Raw genomic sequence first — 22,829 nt, 5'->3', positions numbered from 1 at the left:
GGCTTCGTCTATAGCATAGCCAATATCTCTGATTGGGCATTTTCTAAAAGACGTTGCTGCTCTTGTTCATCAGTGATCATTTTGGCAATAGTAACGGCTCCGACAAGTGCGGCCATAATGGTTCGCGCTTTGTCACTCACCGTATCGGCGGTCAGCTCGATTTTACGGATTCGACTTAGCGCCCAAATGCGTTTTTCCAACATCATTTTGACGTTCTCATAGGAACGCTGAAACAAAATTCGCACTTGCTCGTTATCCGTGCCAGATTCATTAAATAGCACCACTTCCGGCCCCAACTTTTCTGTGGTCGATTGATTAAGTCCCCAGTAATTGGTAACTAATGCTTTGAGTTTATTAATACTCAGTGGGCTTTTCACCAATCTTGCCTGGCGACTTTCCGCAAGCAATTCAGAAAAACAGGCTTCATAAAGCGCCTCTTTAGACTCAAAGTGCGCATAAAAAGCGCCATGAGTTAAGCTGGCTTGCTTCATCACTTCGCCGATGGATATTCTTTTAAATCCATAACGACAAAATAAGTTCTTTGCAGACTGCAAAATCTTATTTCGTGACTTTTCCTTGTGGTTCTTATCGTATGGCATAAATGCCCCCCATTACATGGTAGATATTATCTTGATCATATTATGGCCAGTGTTACGTTTTGAGTTCATCACAATATGTTCAATATGGAGAGCATAATGAACTCGCCAATCGTTATAACAGGCATGGGCATCGTTAGCCCACTAGGCTGCCAAGTTGATGTCGTTTGGAAACGACTCATCGCTTCCCAATCTGGTATTGTCAACATCGACCATTTCGCTACCGCCGACCTTCCCGTCACTGTAGCAGGACAAGTGCCCACCATAGATCAAGACCCTAATGGTGGATTTGACGTCGATAACTATATTGAAAAAAAAGAGCAAAAGAAATTGGACCGCTTCACTATGTTTGCTCTTGCCGCTGCCCAACAAGCGCTAACTCAAGCCAATTGGTTTCCGCAAGATGTTGAAGAACAAGAAGCAACAGCAACAATTATCGGTTCGGGGATTGGTGGTTTTCGAACGATCACCCAAGCACAAGACACCATGCAAACGCGCGGCTACAAAAAGCTTTCCCCCTTTACCGTGCCAGCTTTCCTCGCCAATTTGGCGGCAGGAAATATCTCAATAAAATATGGATTTAAAGGCCCCATTGGTTGTCCAGTGACCGCATGCGCGGCTGGCGTTCAAGCCATTGGCGATGGCATGCGTATGATTCGCAATGGTGAAGCAGAGGTAGCCGTCGTCGGCGGAGCCGAAGCGTGTATCGACCCTTTATCTCTCGCAAGTTTTAATGCACTAAAAGCGTTATCAACCAATTCCGATCCCCACGTTGCATCGCGTCCCTTTGACCAAGACCGCAATGGTTTTGTGATGGGAGAAGGCTCCGGTGTTTTAGTGATTGAAACTCTCGAACATGCGCTTAAACGTGGGGCAACACCGCTAGCGATTGTCAGTGGCTATGGCACCAGTAGCGATGCGCACCATATTACCGCAGGGCCTGAAGATGGCGCAGGCGCTGCCCATGCTATTCGCCGTGCACTTCGCTCTGCCGATTTGACTCTCGAAGATATTCACTACGTTAATGCTCATGCCACCTCAACTCCTGTGGGGGACAAAGCGGAAATTGCTGCCCTGCGTAACGTGTTTGATGCCTATTTGCCAAACGTACCGATTTCCGCCACCAAATCTGCGACTGGCCATCTACTCGGCGCGGCAGGTGGTGTGGAAAGTATCTTCACCGCCATGGCTGTTATTCATAGCGTAATACCTGCGACGTTAAACCTTGAGCACGTAGATGAATCAATGCAAGATTTGGATCTCGTACCACTTAAAGCCCGTCATCAATCAGTGCCTCATGCTTTGTGTAATGGGTTTGGTTTTGGTGGCGTGAATGCAGCGTTGATCATCAGTCAGTACCAGTAAATCGCTACAATATGATACTTCATGGCAGATTCTTGAGTTGATAAAAAGCCGGACAATTTGTCCGGCTTAATGGATTTAGCTAACTGTAACTTTGAAAGTTATTGAACTTGAGAAAGCCATTTATCCGACTTAAACCATTTGTCGTAAATACGTTCGTAAGTACCGTCACCACGAATTTGCTTCATGTAGTTATTCAGCAGATTTAAGAAATCGTAATCACCACGACGAATAGCCCAACCTAGAGGTTCAAAGGTAAAGGGTTGATCTAAATGAACTACCTGACCTTTATGCTGCGCTTCGTACATCGCGTTGTAAGGTAAGTCGTAAACAAATGCATCTGCTTTACCATTCATGACCTGCAATACGGCATCAGCAGAGGTATCGTAAAGATCCACTTTGGCATTAAACAGGTACTTGCTTGCGCCAATCGCGCTGCTGGTTCCCATTTGCGTTGCTACTGTGTACTTCTTATCGTTTAGGTCACGGTAAGAGTGGATTTTGTCTTTTAGCTTAGGCGAGATAAGAATGGTTTGACCCATTTTTAGATAATCGTCAGCAAACAGTACGCTTAAGTTACGTTCTGTCGTCACTGTCATCCCCGCGATGAAATCACACTTGTTGGTTTTCAATGCTGGTACAATACCATCCCACGCCGTATTGACTGGGACAAACTTCACCCCCATTGAACGCGCCAAATGTTTTGCGACATCGATATCAAAACCGACGTATTGACCATTTTTCGCCGTCATTTCAAAAGGGAGATATCCGGCTTCAAAACAAAGTCTTAACTCGCCTGATTTGAGAATTTGATCAACGGTATTTGATTCTGCAGATGCAGATACGCTAGTGGCAGCTGAAGCGATAAGCGCAGCGCCAACCAAGGTACGACGAAGTACTGTTGTTATTTTTTTAGATGTCATGTTTGTTAAATTCCATTCTTGTTCTGTATTCCTCATTGAGTGCCCATAAACTAACGAAATTTGCGCTTTAATAAAAGAGAGAACTGCTCTAAAAACCAGCAGTTGATTGCACTATTTGGGTTAGCAGGGGTCTATCAGGTGCTCACTGAATATCGAAGCACATCTCGATAGTACTCACTAAGTCTTTAATCATGGTCGGAGTTAACTGGCTCGTCGCAACACGAATATGAGGAGTGGCTAACTTCTTCATAAAACGGTTTCCCGGAAATACTGCATATCCGTGAATCGCCAAAGTGACTAAAGCGAACTGCTCTGAGGGAACAGGAATCCACACACTTAAACCCGCCTCGCCAACGTATGGAATATTGCGCGCCGTTAATGCATCGGTTAACCAAGTCCGACGTTGTAAATAGGTTTGTTTGGTTTGCTCTAGATGAGCGGAGACTTCGGGATTACTTAATAGATAGGCTGCGGCGTTTTGCAGCAAGCGGCTAGTCCAGCTTGCGCCAAAATTGCGATACGCTTGAATCGATTTGGCCAAATGTTTGGGCGCTGATAACACCGCTAAACGTAAGTCTGGGCCAAGACTTTTGGAATAAGTTCGAATATGCACCACTTTTTCTGGGTAGTACTGTCCAAATGTCAAGGCTGGCGTCGTAGCGATACCACCAATACCATCATCTTCAATCACTAGGGGGACTTCTGCCAGCAAAGGCATAAGCTCTGCCAAACGTGATGCACTCACACAGCAGCCGGTCACCGAGTGAACTCGAGGTTGATAAACAAACGCCGCCAATTTATGCGTTAAGGCTTGCGCTAGTGAATCGGGTAATGGCCCTTGTTCATCACATTCAACTGGAACGACTCTTGCCCCGAGATTTTCAATGAGGTCAAGCAACCGCGCAGTCGTCGGGTCTTCTACGGCAATCCAAGTTCCCGGTTGAATTAAAGCAGAAATGGTCGCTTGCAGAGCATCAAATCCTCCATTGGTTGCCATCCACTCCTCTGCTTTATATGGCCAGTTAGGTTGAACCGCGCGTTTTAATTCCGGTGTAATGAATTCACGACGATAACTATTGAGATCTTCACTTTGTGTCGCATGCAAAAGGGCTTGAGATAATGGCGGTAACAACCGTGGATCAGGAGAGGCATAGGTTAAATCGACTTTGGTCTTTTTGCCAAAGTTGCCCACATTTTCAAAACGCATCGGTCTTGGCGCTGGATTATCACCACTGACCCACACCCCATTTCTGCCACTTCCACTGATCAAATGGTTCTTTTTGAGCGTACTCCAAACCGATGAAATCGATGCGGGACTCATCCCCAACTCTTCAGCCAAGCTTCGCACTGAAGGCAATTTTGCGCCAATTTCCAATGCACCAGATCGGATCAAAGCAGTCATCTCAATGGTAATTTCTTGAATATTCATTCCTTTTAATGCATCAGATAGGTGCGCCACACTTATGTCTTTTTCCATAAAATATTATCTTTGTTCAGTAACAAAAAAATCATTGTACACCACAAAAATCACAATTAGGATAAATTTACATCAGTTGTAACCCGTTTGTTTTAAGGAGTAAAACAATGACAACTCAAGTGAGGCTAGCGGTACGTGATTGGGATTATCTAACCCCTATGCTGCTTAACGAAATTGATCTAGGTGATCTCGATATTCAGCTTACTCGCGTCAATACCCTTGTGGACGATTGGGCTAGTCACCCTGAATTTGATGGCGGTGAAATGTCACTTAGTCGCTACAGCCAAATGATTGCCAAGGGCGAGAAAAAGGTCATCGGAGCCCCCCACTTCTTAATGCGCGGCTTTCGCCACCGCTGCATCATTGTCAAAAAAGAGAGTCCACTGACGACGATTGAAGATCTTGCAGGTAAACGTATCGGCTTAACCGGTTGGCAAGATTCAGGTAATACTTGGACTCGCGCCATTTTTCGTCACCACAATCTCAATCTCACCGATGTTCATTGGTTTGTCGGCCGCTTAACAGCTCAACATCCTATCGTCGACAGACTCAACGGGTTTGGTGCTCCTGGCCATATCGATGCATGCCCAAATGAACAGCCTATGATGGATATGTTGGATGAAGGCACTCTTGATGCCGTGTGTACTCCATTTATGCCCAGTGGTTTTTTCTCTGAACAATCGGCGTATCGCCAACTACTGCCTCATTTTGTCGCAGATGAAACCGAATACTTTCATCAACGTGGTTATGTACCAGGCATTCACATTCTGATTTTGAAACCGGAATTTCACCAAGCCCATCCACAGATTGCCCAAAAAATCAGTGCCGCGTTTGACCGCTCCTACCAAGTATGGATGGAAAAACGCGCTAAATACGCCGACACCACACCTTGGATATTGGCTGAGATTGCTCGTACGCATCAAACTCTGCCTGCCGATTGGAACAACAATGGCATCGCAGCAAACCAGCAGATGCTGCAAGACTGGTGTGACGAACTGAAAGCCCAAGAGATCATTAAGCGCGAGCTGACCATCGATGCGCTCTTCCCTGACGAACAATGGTAAGGACAACCCATGAAAATGAAAGTAGGACTAGGACAATTCTCCGTAGCAAAAGAGTGGCAAGAAAACTTGCGCATCTGTCAGGAGTACATGCGTCAAGCTAGTGAACAACAAGTCGACCTGCTGGTCTTTCCGGAAGGCATTTTGGCGCGAGATATCGCTGACCCGGATTTGGTACGCCGAGCTGCGCAGCCTCTCAATGGCCCATTTATGACTGAGCTACTGAGTTTTAGTCGCGATTTTACAATGACTGTGTTTATGACAGTCCACGTTCCAAGCGACACTCAAGATGGCAAAGTGTGGAACATTCATCTTGCGATTTGCCAAGGTGAAATCATTAGCCAATACAAGAAATTGCATCTGTATGACGCATTTTCAATGAAAGAGTCCACCAATGTCATTCCCGGCTCCGAAGTGCCTCCACTGGTCGAAGTGGCAGGATTTAAATTCGGCATGATGACCTGTTATGACTTGCGTTTCCCTGAACTTTCGCGCCGCTTAGTGTTAGATGGTGCTGATGCGCTCATTCTGCCAGCCGCTTGGGTAAAAGGCCCATTAAAAGAGCATCACTGGGATACGTTAGCGACCGCTCGCGCTCTAGAAAACACCTGCTACATGATTGCAATCGGCGAATCAGGTCCACGCAATATCGGTTTGAGCAAAGTGATTGACCCGCTAGGTGTTGTGACCTGCAGCGCTTGTGAACAAGATGAACTGGTCGTCACGGAAATTAAGAAAGAGCGAATCGCTTATGCACGCCAAATCTTACCTGCACTAGAGAACCGCTGCTTTAGCAAACCCACTTTAATGACAGAATAATCAGAGATAACAAGGAAGTTAATCATGAATAAACTGACCACACTACTTACGACCGCATTGATTGGCCTTGCTAGTAGCGCCGTTTATGCAGAGATTCCTAAGCAAACCTTTAATCAAGATTTGCACAATATGTTGCCCGCCGATATTCAAAAATCAGGGAGCATGATTTCCGTTGTGAATGGCTCATTTCCTCCCTATACCATAGTCAAAGGCGGTAACCAATTTGACGGAGCCGCAGTCGATTTTGATCATGCCATTGGCGAACTGCTAGGGATTAAAATTGAACACAAAAATGTCAGCGGTTTATCGTCTATTCTGATGGGCATAAAATCGGGTCGTTACACCTATGACGCAGGTCCTGTCGGGGATTTTGCTAACCGTGAAGAGAGTGTTGATTTCGTCGACTTCGTGCAAGAGTACGTAGTTTTCGCGGTGAAAAAAGGCAATCCGAAACAGATCGAAGGGATCGAAAGCACTTGTGGTTTACGTGTCTCTGTGATGGCCGGCGGCTCAGCAGAGCGTGTTATCCGCAAACAATCTCAAGATTGTACAGCGCAAGGCAAAAAGCCTGTACAAGTCCTCTCATACACCGATCAACCAACCTCTATTTTGGCAGTTGAATCCAACCGCGCTGATGCTTTCTTCTCATCACAGGCACCATTGAGCTATTTCGTCAAAATGTCGAATGGTTCACTTGAACTCACTGGTACAGGCAAAGCCAATGGCTTTGATACCCTTTACCAAGGTGCGGTCGTACCTAAAGGTTCATCGTTGGCACAAGTGCTGAAAGCCAGCTACGAAGAGCTGCATAAAAATGGCACTTACGATGCGATCCTCAAGAAATGGGACTTAACTGGTAACCGTCTTGATGCGCCAGGAATCAATCTCGCCACCACTACGAAATAGAGGTAACCTTATGATGAATAATGGAATACGCCGTCATAATGTCGACCCAAGAGATGTCTCAACCGTTAAACGTAAAGTGCCTTTGGGCACTTTTATTGGTGCGTTAATCGTTATTTTAGTTGGGCTTAAATTGCTGACACTCATTGCCACCAATCCCAATTTTGAATGGAATACCGTTAGCGAATATCTGTTTAATGATGCAGTCATGAGCGGCCTAAAAATGACCTTGGTCCTGAGCTGTATCGCCATGGTGATTGGCATTGTCATTGGGCTATTTTTGGCAATAGCCAAAATTTCGCACAATCCGATATTACGTTACCTGTCATCGCTCTACATCTGGATCTTTCGCGGAACGCCACTGTTAGTACAGTTGCTCTTTTGGTACAACTTATCCAGCTTATTCCCTGAACTATCGCTGGCCATTCCATTTGGTCCAACGTTATCGAGCTGGAACACCAATGATGTCATTACACCATTAACGGCAGCGTTAGCAGGATTAGCCCTCAATGAAGCGGCTTACATGGCTGAGATCATTCGCGGTGGTTTAGTCTCGGTTGATGACAAGCAGTTTGAAACTGCGCACTCATTTGGTATGTCCAAAGCACGAGTTTATCGTCGTATCATCATCCCTCAAGCAATGAAATCCATTGTGCCACCAACTAGTAACCAATTGATCAATATGGTGAAAGCCACTTCAATGGTGAGCATGATTGCCATGGGCGACTTACTCCATGAAGTTCAGAATATCTATAACTCGAACTTTAAAGTGATTCCGCTGTTAATGGTTGCCGTCCTTTGGTATTTGTTTATCACCTCAATTTTGAGTGTGGTGCAAAACTTCATCGAAAGTTATTACAATCGCTCGGACCGATATCAATCCAAACCCTCTTGGATTCGCCGCCTATTCACACCGACCCGTACCGCGACCGTCGCCAGCAAACCAGTTGCCACTAAAACCACAGACACGGTCAAACCTGCCCCAAAACGTGTCCCACACGCTGTTGCGGCAAATCAAATGAATCAAGGAGTTGCTCATGAGTAATGCCATTATTCAAGCCCATAACGTGCATAAAAGTTTTGACAATATCGAAGTGTTGAAAGGCATCAATATGGAGGTACAAAGCGGTGAAGTGGTGGTGATTCTTGGCCCGTCCGGCTCCGGAAAGTCGACGTTTTTGCGCTGTATTAATCAGCTCGAACAGATGGACAGTGGATTCATTACTGTCGCCGACCAACAGATCGGCTATGTTTTTGAAAATGGACAACTCCACCATGCCTCAACGCGGCAAATTGCTAAACAGCGTGAAAAAATCGCCATGGTGTTTCAGCAGTTTAACTTATATCCACACATGACAGTGCTTGAAAACCTGATCGAAGCCCCGGTCGGTGTGCACAAATACCCCAAACAGGAAGCGATTGAGTATGCGTTGCAGCTGTTAGAAAAAGTGGGACTCGCCGACAAAGCAGATGCCTATCCAAGCCAGCTTTCCGGAGGTCAACAACAACGAGTCTCGATTGCTCGCGCATTGGCGATTAAACCAGAAGTGATTTTGTTTGATGAACCCACTTCCGCACTCGACCCAGAATTGGTAGGCGAAGTGTTGCAAACCATGCGTGACCTGGCCAATCAGGGGCTAACAATGATAGTGGTGACTCACGAGATAGGCTTTGCCAAAGAAGCTGCCGATAAAGTGATTTTTATGGACGGCGGCGTTGTAGTCGAAGAAGGCACACCTGAACAGGTGATTTCAGCTCCTCAACATGAGAGAACACAAACGTTTTTGAGCCGGTTTATGTAACGGCTCAATGCAAACAAAACAGGCAGGGAGTTGCCTCCCAGCCTGTGGCTCTGTTCTACTTAATAACGTTTAGTAACTAGATTCTGAAAAACGCTAAGAGATCACGCTGTTCATCCGCACTGTCTGCCAGTGATTTACTGGTTTGAGTCGCGCTTTTCACCCCATTTACGTTTTCATGCACCATATCCACCGTCATGGAGATATTCATCGAAATATCATCCGTCACGGTTGTCTGTTCATTAGATGCGGTTGCAACCAGGTTATTCATGTCCGAAATCAGGTTAACGGCTTGAGAAATATCGGCAAACGCTTTACCCATACTTTCGGCAATTTGTTTGGATTCAGCCACTAAGGTTAAGTTCGATTGCATAAATTCATCGGCTTTTTCAGCCTGAACTTGCAACTTACTAATGATATCTCGGATGCTGATAGTGGACTCTTGAGTCTTGGTGGCCAGTTTACGAACTTCGTCCGCAACCACCGCAAAACCACGCCCTTGTTCACCAGCACGCGCAGCTTCAATCGCGGCGTTTAGTGCCAGTAGGTTGGTCTGTTCAGAAATGTCGTTAATGGCCTGAATCACCACTTCAATGTCTTGCGAGTACTCTTTAAGCGTATTAACGATCTTAGCCGCTTCATTCATTGAAGAGCCCATTTTGTTAACGATGGCATCGTTACTTGCCAGTGATTTATGCCCAATATGAACGTTATCTAATGCTGCGTTCGCTGAGGTTTTCGCCGAGCTGGCGTTTTGGCTGATCTCCTGCGCCGCAGAGGCCATTTCCGTAATCGCGGTCGCCACCATCTCAACTTGACTCAGCATGTGCTGCGAGTTGCTTTCCGACTGACCCATCACGGTTTCTAACGAGTCAGAGTAGTGGTTAAGCTGATCTGCAACCGAGGTGAGCTTTTTGGTGATGTCATTGAAATGATGTGCTGACTTATTAAAGCTGTCCGCCAACAAGCCCAGTTCGTTGGTGCCCTTCTGTTCGATACGAACCGTTAAATCGCCTTCCGCCATCTTGGTGATCGCCGCTTGAACGTGTTGTACAGAAGACGAGAGATAGCGAGAAATGATCACCGCAATCACCGCAACAATCAGTATCGCAATCACCACAGCAGTAATTAAGATCGACATTGCGCTAGCATACACTTCATCACCGGTTTGGCTCGCCTTTTTCGCAGCGCGTCCATTGAGTGCTGACAGTTCATTTAGCACTTCGGAATAAGCACTATAGGCCTCTTGAGAACGGCCTAAAAACAATGCTTTAGCTTGATCATTGAAGTTTTTCTCCGAGAGCGCTAATAGCTCTTTTTGCGTCGACAGGTAATCGGCATAGAGGCGATTAAACTTATCCACCAGCGCTTGCTCTTCCGGGCTCGAAATTAACTTCGCGTACGCTTCATAAGTTTTGGCGACCTTTTGCTTCGCTTCGTTAATCTCTACGTTTGCTCGTGCAATTTCCTGTGCGTCTTCCGACACAATGTGGACCGATTCAATGGTACGCAGCTCTGCAGTTTGGGTATTTAACCGCTCAATAAGCTGCACAGAAGGTAGCCAGTTCGTGGAAATAATGGTGGATTGTTCGTTGATCGTACCCATTTGAGAAATGGATATCGTTAATACCGTAATGAGCGCTAGCAATGGAATCAAAAATCCCATCATCAATAAGCGCCCAATTTTTATGTTATTCATAGTCAGCCATCACTCAAATGATCCAAATTAACCCCAAAAGCGTAGTTGATGAAATTCAAGTTAGCCATGACAAGCCACTCGGTGGAGCACTGATCCCTATCACTTTTTTATTGTTTGACCATCACTTGAAAAAGTTGACGATGCTGCTGACCTCATCCAAATGAGTTAGCGTCACTAAAATGTGACCTTTGCAGCTTATTGCACATAAAATTTCACCCTTCTCACATTACTTAGGACTGGCTGGGTAAGTGCATCTAAGTGCACCTATCCTAAACAACAGGTTATGCAACATTTCTAGATCAGCATTGATCTTCTAGGGACTGGAATAACGTTCAGGTACTTTATGAATATTCACACGAAATTTTCGATCGGGACGATCGATTCCATTTTAAAACACATTGGTAATGACGCATGTCGCTTTTTCGGCCACTCCTCCTTTCATCTTCTTCCTCCTGAAGACAAAACCAGTAAATACTCTGGCTTAGAGATTCACCTTGGCAATGGTTACTCTTTGGTCATTCAGTCCTATTTAGGCAAAGACACCGGACATTCGGTGATAGGTTTTGACGAGGAGGAATCGGTGTTTCGCCGCCTCTATCTGAAAAACCTCGGTGGCGATATGTTTGAATGTGACCGAGAAAATTTGTGCTTTTTCATTGATGGAGTGATTGCAAAACTTGCCGAAATAGACGAATTAATCGTTTACTAAACATAACGTTATGTTAACAAGCCCTCATTAAACATGTGGGCGAAATCTAACATACTGAATTTGTTTATCAGCAACCATTGATAGTGTGCTAAGGCTCTATTACACTCGCGCGATGGACATGCTGATACTATTCAAGTTTTACCTCATTTTCGGGCTAGCATTTTTCGCTATCTTCTTTGCGATTTTCTTTCGCAATTTGAAGAACAGCCGAATTACCATCGCTCGTTACCTTCCCATGTTTGCAGTTTTTGGTTTACTGCAAGGGTTTCATGTTTGGTCCGACTTCTACCTCTTACTTTATGAGCATGAATTCGTCTCATCCAAAGGGCTCGATACGTTTCGTGCGTTGAAAGTATGGGGATCGTTTCTTACCTTAGGCACTTTTGCCTGGAGGATGATGGATCACACCAATTGGAAACGGATTGTTTTCATTCGTGTCACGATGATCATCGTCTTAGCGACCTTCACTTTGGGTCTGCTTTACCGCTATTCGCAGATGGACTATTCCACCTTTATTAACCAAACCTTAAACCAGATTCGTTGGATCTTTGGTATGGGATCGAGCGTATTGGCTGGCGCGACAGTGTACACCTACGCCAAACGTATTGAAGGGGAAGGTTTTGGTAGTGCGCAGCCTTTTCAATGGCTCGGCATATCTTTGATTAGCTACGGTTTCAGTGTCGGTTTTATCGACTCGAGCATGAGCATATGGTTCCAGACCTTACGTTTGCTCTGTGCTTACGGCATGTTGCTTGCACTGTGGTACGCCCTGCGGGTATTTGATGAAGAGCGTGATAATCAGCTGCAATCCACCATTCAGATCTCGCAACAAGAAGCGAAATTAATTGAACTGGGCGAACTGACATCCGCGGTTGCCCATGAAATCAAAACCCCAATCAGTAGTGCGATGATGAGTTGCGATCTACTGGAAATGCAGCTTTCCCACGATGATAAGTGCAAAAAGCAGATAGACAGAATACGATACGGTTTGACTCGTGCTTCCGAAATCAGTCAAGAAGTCTTAAACTACGCACATCACAAACAGATTAAACGTATGCCGCTTGAGTTGCATAAAATTGTGGCCTCTGCCCTCTCTTTGAATCAGTTTCGACTCGAAGCGTTTAAACTTGATATTGCAATAGATAACAAACTTCAGATTTCTGGCGACGCAGGATTACTTGAAGAGGTGTTCAGTAACATCATCAGTAATGCTGTTGACGCAAGTAGCGGCGAAAAAGTCCTCCATATCCACGGATATCAGGACAAATTGTTTGCCATTGTTACCTTTTCCGATCACGGTGGTGGCATGCCAGAGCATGTACTACAAAGAGCAACACAGCCTTTCTTTACCACTAAGACAAAAGGGGAAGGCACAGGAATGGGCTTGGCTCTGTGCAAACAAATCATTTTGCAACACAACGGTGAACTTCGCCTCTATAACCAAGACAAAGGGTTAACGGTCGAAGTGAAACTACCAAGGAATACGCAATGAATTTACAACTTCTCCTAGCCGAAGACGATCCACAACTCCGCGAGGTGTTGATGGAAGCACTCACCATCGAAGGCTTTGAAGTCACAGCATGTGATAATGCAGAAGATGCGCTCGACAGTGCTGCCAATCAGCATTTTGATTTGGCGCTGTTTGATGTGGTGATGGGCGGGATGACTGGCATAGACGCACTCACCACTTTGCGCCGCCTACAACCTAATATTGGCATCATCATTACCACTGCCTTTGCAACGGTCGATATCGCTGTGGATGCGATGAAGAAAGGCGCCGATGAGTTTTTAACTAAACCGTTTAACTTAGCGGCACTGTCAGTAACGTTGAAACGCGTTCACGCTGAACATGCGCCGAAAGCCGCCATTGACGAAAGCGAACATGACCTGATTTTCAGCGCGTTATCTAACCCGATTCGTCGTTCTGTCGTGAAACAACTTAAAGTGCACCGTAAACTGAAATTTATGGATTTATGCCGCGTCGTTGGCGTGGAAGATCACACCAAGTTCAACTTTCACTTACGCCAATTAGTCAATAGTGGCTTAGTGGCAAAAGAAGATGGCCGCGTCTACTCGCTCACCACACAAGGTCAGCAGATCTACTCCAGCTTACTGCAGTAATATCATTCTAAGGCTTTATCGCCTTCACTATGCATAACGAGGGAGCGTACTCCCTCGTGCTATTTTGCCCCAACCTTAATTAATAGAGTTTCTGCTGCACCAGCATAGCTTCCACCGAAGGGGTTGTAAGGCCAGCGATAGATTGATGCTGACTGAGCTTGTCGCGAATATCCGTACTGCGAATTGCCAATCGCTGTGGGCACGCCATCACCGACCAGCGTTCTAGGATCTCTTGCGCACGATAGAATTTGCCAAAATTAAATAGATTATCAGGGCCAATAACGAAAGTGAGCTGCGCATCTGGATGTTGCGTTTGCAGTGCGTCAAGGACCGCATACGTGGTCACGCTCTCTTGTGGCTGCACCAGTGATGATTCGATGTTCGAGAGCTCTAATTTATCCCATTGCAAATCACGGATAAAAGCGTGCAGAAGTTGGCAACGAGTTTGGTAATCCAACATATCTTTACCCCAAGCGTGGGAGATACTGGGCACCAACAAAATGCGATCAAAGTGTCCTAATGAATCAATGACACTTTTATGCCCCAGTGTTGGTGGGTTAAAAGCGCTACCAAAAACAGCAATTTTCTGCATATTTTCCTCTATTCACTGAGAAATCTATCTTCTCGGTTTTCTAATTTACTGATTAAGGTATGATACTACGATAGTTTTGTATTGCTTGCAGGAAAAGGAACCGTAATGGAACAAATTATTCGCGAACAGATGCATGTACTGGCGAGCATCGACCCAAAATTCGAAATTGAACGCCGTATTGGCTTTATAAAACGCAAATTACAAGAGTCTGGCTGTAAATCATTGGTGCTAGGTATTAGCGGCGGTGTTGACTCAACCACATGCGGCCGTCTAGCTCAACTGGCAGTAGAATCACTGAATGAAGAACACAAAACTGATGCGTATCAGTTTATTGCCGTTCGTCTACCTTATGGTGAGCAAAAAGACGAAGATGAAGCACAATTGGCACTCTCTTTTATCAAACCAACTCACTCTGTGGCAGTTAACGTGAAACCAGGTGTCGACGGCATTCACGCTGCAACGCACGACGCTTTAGGTGAAACAGGTCTGCTACCAAAAGATGAAGCCAAAGTTGATTTCGTAAAAGGTAATGTGAAAGCTCGTGCACGTATGGTGGCACAATATGAAATCGCAGGTTACGTCGGTGGCCTAGTGCTTGGTACTGACCATTCAGCGGAAAACATCACTGGTTTTTACACCAAATACGGTGATGGTGCTTGTGACTTAGCGCCTCTCTTTGGTTTGAGCAAACGCCAAGTACGCCAAGTAGCAGCAACTCTTGGCGCACCAGAATTGTTGGTACACAAAACACCAACAGCGGATCTTGAAGAGCTCGCACCACAAAAAGCGGATGAAGAGGCACTGAACCTCACTTACGAGCAGATCGACGACTTCTTAGAAGGCAAACCTGTTTCAGCCGAAGTCTCAGCTCGTATTGTGGCCATCTTCAAAGCAACTCAACACAAACGTCAGCCGATCCCAACCATCTACGACTGATAAATAAAATTCTATTCATGACTCCGATGAGTTAATGAATCCTAAAAAAGCCAATAGCCAACCAAATAGGTTGGCTATTTTTTACCCTTAACTACGCAGAAATAAACATAATTACAACAAAATAGATCAAAATAATTTACCAATTAAAACAATAACGTGAACTCATTCATAAACCCCAAAAATACTTTTTCATACATAATTTTGTGTGAACAGAGCTTCATATTTTTTGTTATCGGCATCGCAAAATAGACGCAGATTTTTCGTTTCACTCCTACTCTAGAGAGCAATGCTTATGTTGTATTTGGAATTCGTGTTCCTATTGCTGATGTTGTATGTCGGTTCCCGTTATGGTGGTATCGGATTGGGCGTCGTGTCCGGTGTCGGTTTGGCAATCGAAGTGTTTATCTTCAAGATGCCACCTTCCAATCCGCCAATTACGGTGATGTTAATCATCTTGTCCGTTGTGACTTGTGCGTCCATTTTGGAAGCAGCGGGCGGCCTTAAATACATGCTGCAAATCGCGGAACGTTTACTGCGTAAAAACCCTAAACGTGTCACCTTAATCGCACCATTTGTTACCTATGTGATGACCATGATGCTCGGGACCGGTCATGCGGTTTACTCCATCATGCCTATCATTGGCGACGTCGCTTTGAAAAACAACATTCGCCCAGAACGTCCTATGGCGGCGGCATCTGTTGCTTCTCAAGTGGGTATTACTGCCTCTCCTATCTCTGCAGCCGTGGTTTACTACTTGGCTCAAGTGTCTGAAATCAATCATAACATCACCCTTCTTTCCATTTTGATGGTTACGATTCCAGCCACCCTGTTTGGTGTTTTACTAATGGCACTTTACAGCCTACGTCGCGGCAAAGAGTTGGATGATGATCCTGAATATCAAGCACGCTTAAAAGATCCTGAATTCAGAGCACGTATTGAGAGCACCACAGCAACAACGTTGAACGAAAAACTGCCAGCCTCTGCACGTAACGCCGTACTGCTGTTTATTCTTTCACTGATCACCATCGTAATTATCGCGATGTTCCCAAGTGTTCGTACCATCGACATCGCCAGCAAACCCATTTCAATGACGGTGATCATTCAGATGATGATGCTGTGTTTTGGTGGTTTGATTCTGCTGATCACCAAAACTGATCCGAAAAACGTGCCTAATGGCGTGGTATTTAAATCTGGGATGGTGGCTGCGATTTCTATCTATGGTATCGCATGGATGTCAGACACGTATTTCCAATACGCAATGCCTTCTTTCCGTGCCGGCATTATTGAAATGGTAACGGCTTACCCTTGGACCTTCGCACTGGCACTATTTATTGTGTCTGTCGTGGTGAACTCACAAGCGGTTGTTGCTCGTATGATGTTGCCGGTTGGCTTAGGCTTAGGTCTATCTCCTGCCCTCGTGGTTGGTTTGATGCCTGCCTTGTACGGTTACTTCTTTATTCCTAACTACCCTTCAGATATCGCGACCGTAAACTTCGATATCACAGGGACAACCAAAATTGGTAAGTGGTATTTTAACCACTCCTTTATGTCCATCGGTTTAATCGCGGTGATTGGCGGTTGCTGTATGGGTTATGTGTTAGGCCAAATCGTGATTGGCTGATGTTCTAACCTTGTTGTTCTTTTAACCTAGTTATAAGCCAAAGGCGAGCCTAGCTCGCCTTTTTTTGTGACTCAGTTCTTATCGTTCTACGACCTGAGTTAGGGCTAACTTATGCCACATCTTGACCAGTAGAAGCTCGCCAAATGCGATACCACTGCTCACGTGTCAATTGTAATGAAAGTCCCGCTACCGCATTTTTTACTCGTTCAATGTTACCTGAACCAATAATGGGCAAAGGTTTCGATGGGAAACGACGTACCCAGGCGTAGATCACTTGTTCACGGTTAGCCGCGCCTGTTTCTTCCACCAACGCATCCAATTCTGCTTGAACTCGTTTGGTTCTGTCATCGGTTGCGTTAAAGAGTTGCCCACCCGCCAAGCATGACCATGCCATAGGGCGCACACGCAAACGCTGTAATTGGTCCAAGGTGCCATCATCGGCAACCGCAAAATTGAGCGGGTTGATTTCAACTTGGTTGGTCATGAGGCCATTGGGCATACGCGATTGCAGCAGCTCAAATTGACTTGGTGTGAAATTAGACACCCCAAAGTGAGCCACTTTGCCACTTTGCTGCAAGCGTTCAAAACATTGTGCCACTTCATCGGCTTCCAGAAGCAGATCAGGGCGGTGAATTAACAGGGCATCAATTTGTTCCACGCCAAGGCTAGCAAGAGAACGCTCCACCGAAGCAGTAATATGTGCAGCTCCCGTATCATAGTGTTTAATTTTACTGTCAGGAAAAGCGTCACAAGGGACAATAATATCGCATTTGGTGACAATCTGAATGTGCTGGCGCAGCTCAGGTTTTAGCGCCAATGCTTGACCAAAATTGGCTTCACAATGATACAAACCGTAGATATCGGCCAGATCGACGGTGGTGATGCCAAGCTCAATATGCTGTTCTAAGAAACGAGTACGTTCTTGAACTGACATATTCCAATCATCTAAACGCCAATAGCCTTGGACTAGTTCTGAAAACAACGGGCCAGACGGCGCCATTTTTACCTGTTCAACCATATGAATCTCCTATTTTTTGCCATAGTAAAGATGCATACGAACAATCACAAAGCCGATGAGTAACTCTGCATGTGAACTCACAGTTTCAATTTCATTGTTTGAGCTATATCGCCTTTGGCTAGGTTTGTCCTTCTTGTTTATTCATATTAGTGACAACGTCACTAATATCAAAAGATGCAAATAGAAAAGCGAGAATAGAAAAAAGCGTGCCCTTAGGCACGCTTCGACATTGCTCAACATCTTCGTGTTGAATAACGCTTAGAAGGTGTAACCAACTGATGCCATGAAGACAACAGGGTTGATATCTACGTCAGTTGATACTTTATCTCCACCTAATTTGTAGTGCGCAGTGGTTTCAATGTTGGCATACCACAGTGATGCGTTCACAAACCAAGAGTCGTTTACTTGGTAATCCACACCGATATTCGCTGCAAGACCCCAAGAATCATCTAGATCCAAGTCAGATAGACCTGCTGCGCGACCAGTATTGTTGAAATGCGCGTCAAAGAAAGTGGTGTAGTTCACACCCACACCCGCGTATGGCTGCCATTTAGCCGCTGGTTCATTGAAGTAGTATTCAACCATCAATGTTGGTGGCAACTGTTTAGTGGTTGCGATATCACGATTTAGCAGATCAGTTGAAATATCATGAGAAAACGGAGTTGCTGCTAGTAGAGAAAGACCAATATGATCAGTCACCATATAGTCGAACGTTAAACCAAGTTGAGTGTTGGTGTTAACGGCAAGCTTACTTGTTGTACCAGTGATATCTTCACTATCGTCTAGAGGGATAACTGATGCGATACCAGCGCGCATGAAGAAATCACCTTGTTGGTGAGCAAGTACGTTAGTTGAAGCTAAGGCAGATAGGACTGCTAATCCACATAATACTTTTTTCATTTGTTATTTTCCTTTATTAGGGCTAGTCATTATTTTTCTGCTGCGCAGAGTAGCACAGAAAAACCACACAATTTTGATGGAAATCAATTTGTAACAATCTAACCCTATAAAAATAACTATATGCAACTTTCATCACTATTTTATGAGTAATATTCATCGCTATTACAAGCGCTTAGCAATTAGTTCATTTATTTTCATTTTCTATTCTTGAAAAGAAATATACCCTACCCCATATAGTAAACAGGTTGGATATGATGCCAACCTGAACAATGTGACTAGAAAGCACTCAATCTCAAACAGGAGATATATTATGAACTTGATTCCACGTGATTCTTGGTCAGACTTCAATCGTTTGTTTGATAATGCGTTTCCGTCTATTCGACCACGTTTTGAATCCGAATTCTTTTCTCCACGCGTTGATGTGGTAGAAAAAGAAAACGCTTTTGAAATCATTGCCGACTTACCCGGAGTCGCCAAAGAAGACGTCACAGTCACCTGCCATAACGGCACCTTGACTATTGAAGCCCAAACTAAGAAAGAACAAGAGAAAAAAGAGGGTGACCAAGTTATTCACCGTGAACGCTATCACGGCAAAATGGTTCGCAGTTTCTCTTTGGGCGACAATATCAATGATAAGGAAATATTTGCTGAATTCACCAATGGTGAGTTGCATGTGAATATTCCAAAAATGGAAGCTCAAGCAGAGCAAGCCAGAACTATCGCGATTAACTAAAAGCGTCTTTCTCAACAAGTGTTTATCAAATGACACTGTGATGTTCCGAGATACCTTAATGGGTAGACGCTATGGTTAAATCCTATAGTGAATAGTTAAATGCTAAAGGTAGCTCCCAATGGGGTGCTACCTTTTTTCATTGTGAAGCGTGATCGATATTGCATATTGCAGCGAACAAACTCTTTAAACTCGTTCGTACTGGATTGTAACTGTCTCGACAGGCAAAACCTGGGCACTTTTCGAAGTGTCCAGGTTTTTTTATGTCCAGTTTTTGTGTCTTAACCCTTGGTTATGTTCGCCACTTAAAATAACAAAGAGACCCTACGATGAAAAAAACTCTCATGGCTTTGCCGCTTGCGCTGTTACCGTTAAGTATCATGGCTGCCACCCAGCAACCTAAGCTGACTTACCAAACCACTCCAACGCTGACCGTCAATCATCTGCAATTTAAAGACTTGAACCGCGATGGCATTCTTAATCCTTATGAAGACTGGCGTCTGTCTGATGAGATTCGTGCGAAAGACCTCGTGGCTCGCATGACCTTAGCGGAGAAAGCCGGTGCCATGATGCATGCCTCAGCCCCTTCGCCAGAGAGCGTGTTAGGTCGTGGCCCTGTGTACGACATGAAACAGCTGACCAAGATGATTCAGCACGACAATGTTAACGCCATGATTACCCGTTTAGATGGCGATGACCCAACCCGTTTCGCTGACCAAAACAACCAACTGCAAGCATTAGCAGAACAAAGTCGCTTGGGCATCCCTGTCACCATCAGTACCGACCCACGTAACGCCTACCACTATTCTGCGCATGATGACATTGACAGTGCAGCCGCAGGCAAATTCTCCCAATGGCCTGAATCCCCTGGCTTTGGCGCGATTAACGATCCGCAATTGACTCGCCAATACGCAGATATTCTGCGTCAAGAGTATCGTGCTGTCGGTATTACTGAAGCGCTTTCACCACAAGCAGACATCGCCTCTGAACCTCGTTGGGCTCGTATTAACGGTACGTTTGGTGAAGATCCCAAAGTAATCCACGACATGGTCGAAGCCTATGTTGAAGGGATGCAAAATGGCCGTACTGGGCTCAATTCAGGCAGTGTCATTACCGTGGTAAAACACTGGGTTGGCTACGGTGCTGCTAAAGATGGTTGGGATAGTCATAACTCTTATGGCCGCTTTGCCGATTTTAAAGACAACAACCTTACACAGCACATTTATCCGTTTGAAGGAGCATTTGATGCCAATGTTGCCAGCATCATGCCTACTTACTCAATCTTGCAAGGTGTGAAAGTCGACGGCCAACCGATTGAACAAGTGGGTGCTGGTTTTAGCCACTACTTGCTCACAGACCTTCTTCGCGACAAGTATCAGTTCAAAGGCGTCATCTTAAGTGACTGGTTAATCACGTCAGATTGCAACAACTCTTGTCAAAAAGGAGCACCAAAAGGTCAAGAAGGAAGACCTGAAGACCTTGGCATGTCATGGGGGGTGGGCGATCTTTCTAGCGAACAACGCTTTGCCAAAGCAGTCAAAGCTGGGGTCGATCAATTTGGTGGTGTCGCAGACCCACAACCGATTATTCAAAGCGTCAAAGATGGCCTAATCACTCAACAAGAGGTCGATCATGCCGTCACCAAAATCATGGTGCAAAAGTTTGCAACTGGTCTGTTTGAAGCGCCGTTTGTGGATGCGAGCATAGCCGGACAAAGCCTTGGCGCACCACAAAATCAAGCTATTGCAGATGAAGCGCAAGCGCGTTCATTGGTGCTATTGAAAAACGATCATCTATTGCCTTTAACAAAAGGCACCAAGGTGTATTTGTACAACATTGAACCTGACGCTGCTCAAGCCGCTGGACTGACTGTGGTAACAACGCCAGAAGCCGCTGATGTTGCTCTAGTACGTGCAGAAGCGCCATTTACTCATCCACACCCTAACTTCTTCTTTGGCGTTCGCCAACATGAGGGGCCATTGAACTTTGATGACAGTAATCCAGACTACAAAATGATTCAGTCACTGAGCAAAAAATTGCCTACTGTTGTGAATATCTATCTCGACCGTCCAGCGATTTTGAACCAAATTCAAAAATCCTCTGGCGCGATTTTGGCCAACTTTGGTGCTAATGATCAGGTGCTGATGAACGCGATCACGGGTGAACACCCAGTCTCCGGTAAACTGCCATTTGAACTGCCAAGTTCAATGAAAGCCGTAAAAGCTCAGCATTCAGATAAACCACATGATTCAGCCAATCCACTTTACCCAATTGGATTTGGCTTAACGCTGTAGAAATTATCAAGGGGCGCGATGCGCCCCTTCATTTATTTGCCGATATGGATTAGCGGATATTGGTTAGCGAATGCTAACTCGCGACCTACTGAATTTTCGTAATATATGGCGTGATCTTGCGCATTAATATTTCTGCATTGGTCGGTTTCACAATGTAATCAACCGCACCGGATTTGATCGATTGACTAAACACTTCTTTATCAGAAAAACTGGTCAGCATGATCACTGGAATGGTTGCTAATGCCGGTGTGCTTTTTAGCAAAGTCAGCGTCTCAAAACCATTCATCACCGGCATATCGATATCAAGCAAAATCAAGTCTGGCTGAGTTGATTGGGACTTTAATAGCACTTCAACACCATTGCCAGCTAATTCCACCTGATAGCCACGCGGTTCTAATATCGACCGAATGATCTTTTGCATCACAGGTTGATCATCAGCCACAATCACCACCGGAAGACGAATTTTATTGGCGTTCAATTTCGGTTTAGCGCGCTCAACACTGTGCTCAAAAGAAACCAGCGTCTGTTCATGGTGACTTTGTAACTGCGATACTTTAGGTGCTATTGAACGCCTTGATAACAGATGGTCAAAGTCAAAGCGCTCGCCCTCGGGCAGTTTGTTGACCATATCCTCTAACATGTTCATCCACTGTTGGCGGCGACTATCGACCGGATCTTCTTCGAGCAAACCAGAAAACATCGAACCACTGCGATGACGCTCTTCTGCCATCCGCAGCAATAACGAATCGAGCTCCGTATTACTCTTGGTGATCTCGTTGGTCATTGAGCGACTTTCCATCTCTGCATAATAGAGATCAGCGCGGGTCATCGCATGCTGACTCACCCGTTTAAGCATCAATTGCACTTTGCCTAAATCATAAATCGGTCGCATTGTCTCATAGCTATAAAAGAGATTATTACGACACATGGCAAATGCCGACGCCCGTTCATGCTTATCACATATCAGCACCGCTTCGCTGGGATATTTTTGCCACAGAGATGGGCTCTGCTGGCTTTCCACATCGCGAATAAATTGCAACGCGGTTGCCGGCGAGCCACAAGCAAAAACAAATACCGCACAATAATGTGATTCTTTGAGCAACCGCAAAAATCGTTCTAAATCATGCTCCATGCTCAATTCATAAATAGAATGAAAACAAGGTGCCACCACCGGTTTGATAATATCGAGCACATCCAGTGTGTCATAAAACAAAAATGCACTTAATTTAGCATCAGCTTTCATAGCCTCTCCTATTCCACTGGTTACTC

Annotated in this window: 21 protein-coding genes; 13 read left to right on the top strand and 8 right to left on the bottom strand. The window is 45.2% G+C overall.

All coding sequences use genetic code 11. The features are described 5' to 3' along the window. Positions 1–8: 8 nt before the first annotated feature. Complete coding sequence (locus OCV11_RS18290; RefSeq protein ID WP_261897461.1) at positions 9–599, bottom strand: TetR/AcrR family transcriptional regulator; 591 nt, start codon at positions 597–599, stop codon at positions 9–11. A 96-nt stretch (positions 600–695) separates the two neighbouring features. Between OCV11_RS18290 and fabF the strand changes: the two genes are divergently transcribed. Further along, entirely contained in the window at positions 696–1,961 is a 1,266-nt protein-coding gene (fabF, locus tag OCV11_RS18285) for a beta-ketoacyl-ACP synthase II (RefSeq protein ID WP_261897460.1), read from the top strand. Positions 1,962–2,059: 98 nt separating this feature from the next. On the opposite strand, the gene OCV11_RS18280 is transcribed toward fabF, so the two are convergent. Both OCV11_RS18280 and OCV11_RS18275 read right to left on the bottom strand, forming a co-directional pair. Then, positions 2,060–2,881 (bottom strand): transporter substrate-binding domain-containing protein, encoded by an 822-nt coding sequence (locus OCV11_RS18280; RefSeq protein WP_261897459.1) that lies wholly within the window; start codon positions 2,879–2,881, stop codon positions 2,060–2,062. A gap of 142 nt (positions 2,882–3,023) precedes the next feature. Beyond that, a complete protein-coding gene (locus tag OCV11_RS18275; RefSeq protein WP_261897458.1) occupies positions 3,024–4,358 on the bottom strand; it encodes an aminotransferase-like domain-containing protein in 1,335 nt (444 codons plus the stop codon). 107 nt (positions 4,359–4,465) lie between these two features. On the opposite strand from OCV11_RS18275, the gene OCV11_RS18270 reads away from it, so the two are divergent. From OCV11_RS18270 to OCV11_RS18250, 5 genes are read left to right on the top strand one after another with little or no spacing between them, the layout of a single operon-like run. Beyond that, the gene (locus OCV11_RS18270) at positions 4,466–5,422 is read left to right on the top strand and encodes an ABC transporter substrate-binding protein (RefSeq protein ID WP_261897457.1); all 957 of its coding nucleotides are present in this window, start codon (positions 4,466–4,468) and stop codon (positions 5,420–5,422) included. Between the two features lie 9 nt (positions 5,423–5,431). After that, positions 5,432–6,238, top strand: coding sequence for a deaminated glutathione amidase (locus OCV11_RS18265; RefSeq protein ID WP_261897456.1), 807 nt, complete (start codon positions 5,432–5,434; stop codon positions 6,236–6,238). A 24-nt stretch (positions 6,239–6,262) separates the two neighbouring features. Then, complete coding sequence (locus tag OCV11_RS18260; RefSeq protein ID WP_261897455.1) at positions 6,263–7,144, top strand: ABC transporter substrate-binding protein; 882 nt, start codon at positions 6,263–6,265, stop codon at positions 7,142–7,144. A 10-nt stretch (positions 7,145–7,154) separates the two neighbouring features. After that, on the top strand, positions 7,155–8,186 hold the full coding sequence (locus OCV11_RS18255; protein WP_261897454.1) for an amino acid ABC transporter permease: 1,032 nt from the start codon (positions 7,155–7,157) through the stop codon (positions 8,184–8,186). Further along, complete coding sequence (locus OCV11_RS18250) at positions 8,179–8,943, top strand: amino acid ABC transporter ATP-binding protein (RefSeq protein ID WP_261897453.1); 765 nt, start codon at positions 8,179–8,181, stop codon at positions 8,941–8,943. The genes OCV11_RS18255 and OCV11_RS18250 overlap by 8 nt, the downstream gene beginning before the upstream one ends. Before the next feature lie 76 nt (positions 8,944–9,019). Here OCV11_RS18250 and OCV11_RS18245 read toward each other — a convergent pair whose 3' ends face one another. Beyond that, positions 9,020–10,639, bottom strand: coding sequence for a methyl-accepting chemotaxis protein (locus tag OCV11_RS18245; RefSeq protein WP_261897452.1), 1,620 nt, complete (start codon positions 10,637–10,639; stop codon positions 9,020–9,022). Between the two features lie 343 nt (positions 10,640–10,982). Here OCV11_RS18245 and OCV11_RS18240 point away from each other — a divergent pair, with 343 nt between their 5' ends. The 3 genes from OCV11_RS18240 to OCV11_RS18230 all read left to right on the top strand — a co-directional run bounded on the left by OCV11_RS18240 (position 10,983) and on the right by OCV11_RS18230 (position 13,469). Beyond that, positions 10,983–11,348: a hypothetical protein gene (locus OCV11_RS18240; RefSeq protein WP_261897451.1), complete on the top strand. Its 366-nt coding sequence runs from the start codon at positions 10,983–10,985 to the stop codon at positions 11,346–11,348. 118 nt (positions 11,349–11,466) lie between these two features. Beyond that, on the top strand, positions 11,467–12,840 hold the full coding sequence (locus OCV11_RS18235) for a sensor histidine kinase (protein ID WP_261897450.1): 1,374 nt from the start codon (positions 11,467–11,469) through the stop codon (positions 12,838–12,840). Continuing rightward, positions 12,837–13,469 carry a response regulator gene (locus OCV11_RS18230; protein WP_261897449.1) on the top strand — a complete coding sequence of 211 codons (633 nt, stop codon included), beginning with the start codon at positions 12,837–12,839 and terminating at the stop codon, positions 13,467–13,469. Before OCV11_RS18235 ends, OCV11_RS18230 begins: the two co-directional genes overlap by 4 nt. 79 nt (positions 13,470–13,548) lie before the next feature. Here the strand turns inward: OCV11_RS18230 and OCV11_RS18225 are convergent, their stop codons facing one another. Next, positions 13,549–14,061: a nicotinate-nicotinamide nucleotide adenylyltransferase gene (locus OCV11_RS18225; protein ID WP_261897448.1), complete on the bottom strand. Its 513-nt coding sequence runs from the start codon at positions 14,059–14,061 to the stop codon at positions 13,549–13,551. Between the two features lie 105 nt (positions 14,062–14,166). Here OCV11_RS18225 and nadE point away from each other — a divergent pair, with 105 nt between their 5' ends. Then, complete coding sequence (gene nadE, locus OCV11_RS18220; RefSeq protein WP_261897447.1) at positions 14,167–14,997, top strand: ammonia-dependent NAD(+) synthetase; 831 nt, start codon at positions 14,167–14,169, stop codon at positions 14,995–14,997. 292 nt (positions 14,998–15,289) lie between these two features. Then, positions 15,290–16,618, top strand: coding sequence for an anaerobic C4-dicarboxylate transporter (locus tag OCV11_RS18215; protein WP_261897446.1), 1,329 nt, complete (start codon positions 15,290–15,292; stop codon positions 16,616–16,618). A 109-nt stretch (positions 16,619–16,727) separates the two neighbouring features. Here the strand turns inward: OCV11_RS18215 and OCV11_RS18210 are convergent, their stop codons facing one another. Next, on the bottom strand, positions 16,728–17,636 hold the full coding sequence (locus OCV11_RS18210) for an aldo/keto reductase (protein ID WP_261897445.1): 909 nt from the start codon (positions 17,634–17,636) through the stop codon (positions 16,728–16,730). Positions 17,637–17,894: 258 nt separating this feature from the next. Then, complete coding sequence (gene ompW, locus OCV11_RS18205) at positions 17,895–18,536, bottom strand: outer membrane protein OmpW (protein WP_261897444.1); 642 nt, start codon at positions 18,534–18,536, stop codon at positions 17,895–17,897. A gap of 310 nt (positions 18,537–18,846) precedes the next feature. On the opposite strand from ompW, the gene OCV11_RS18200 reads away from it, so the two are divergent. Beyond that, on the top strand, positions 18,847–19,269 hold the full coding sequence (locus OCV11_RS18200; RefSeq protein WP_261897443.1) for an Hsp20/alpha crystallin family protein: 423 nt from the start codon (positions 18,847–18,849) through the stop codon (positions 19,267–19,269). Between the two features lie 326 nt (positions 19,270–19,595). Continuing rightward, positions 19,596–21,560: a glycoside hydrolase family 3 protein gene (locus OCV11_RS18195; RefSeq protein WP_261897442.1), complete on the top strand. Its 1,965-nt coding sequence runs from the start codon at positions 19,596–19,598 to the stop codon at positions 21,558–21,560. 85 nt (positions 21,561–21,645) lie between these two features. Here the strand turns inward: OCV11_RS18195 and OCV11_RS18190 are convergent, their stop codons facing one another. Further along, positions 21,646–22,803, bottom strand: a complete 1,158-nt coding sequence (locus OCV11_RS18190; RefSeq protein WP_261897441.1) for a response regulator — start codon at positions 22,801–22,803, stop codon at positions 21,646–21,648. Positions 22,804–22,829: the final 26 nt, after the last annotated feature.

The sequence above is a fragment of the Vibrio porteresiae DSM 19223 genome, assembly GCF_024347055.1.
Taxonomy (GTDB): Bacteria; Pseudomonadota; Gammaproteobacteria; order Enterobacterales; family Vibrionaceae; genus Vibrio; species Vibrio porteresiae.
Note: the sequence above shows the minus strand (reverse complement) of the source record. Positions and strands in the feature narration are given on the sequence as shown.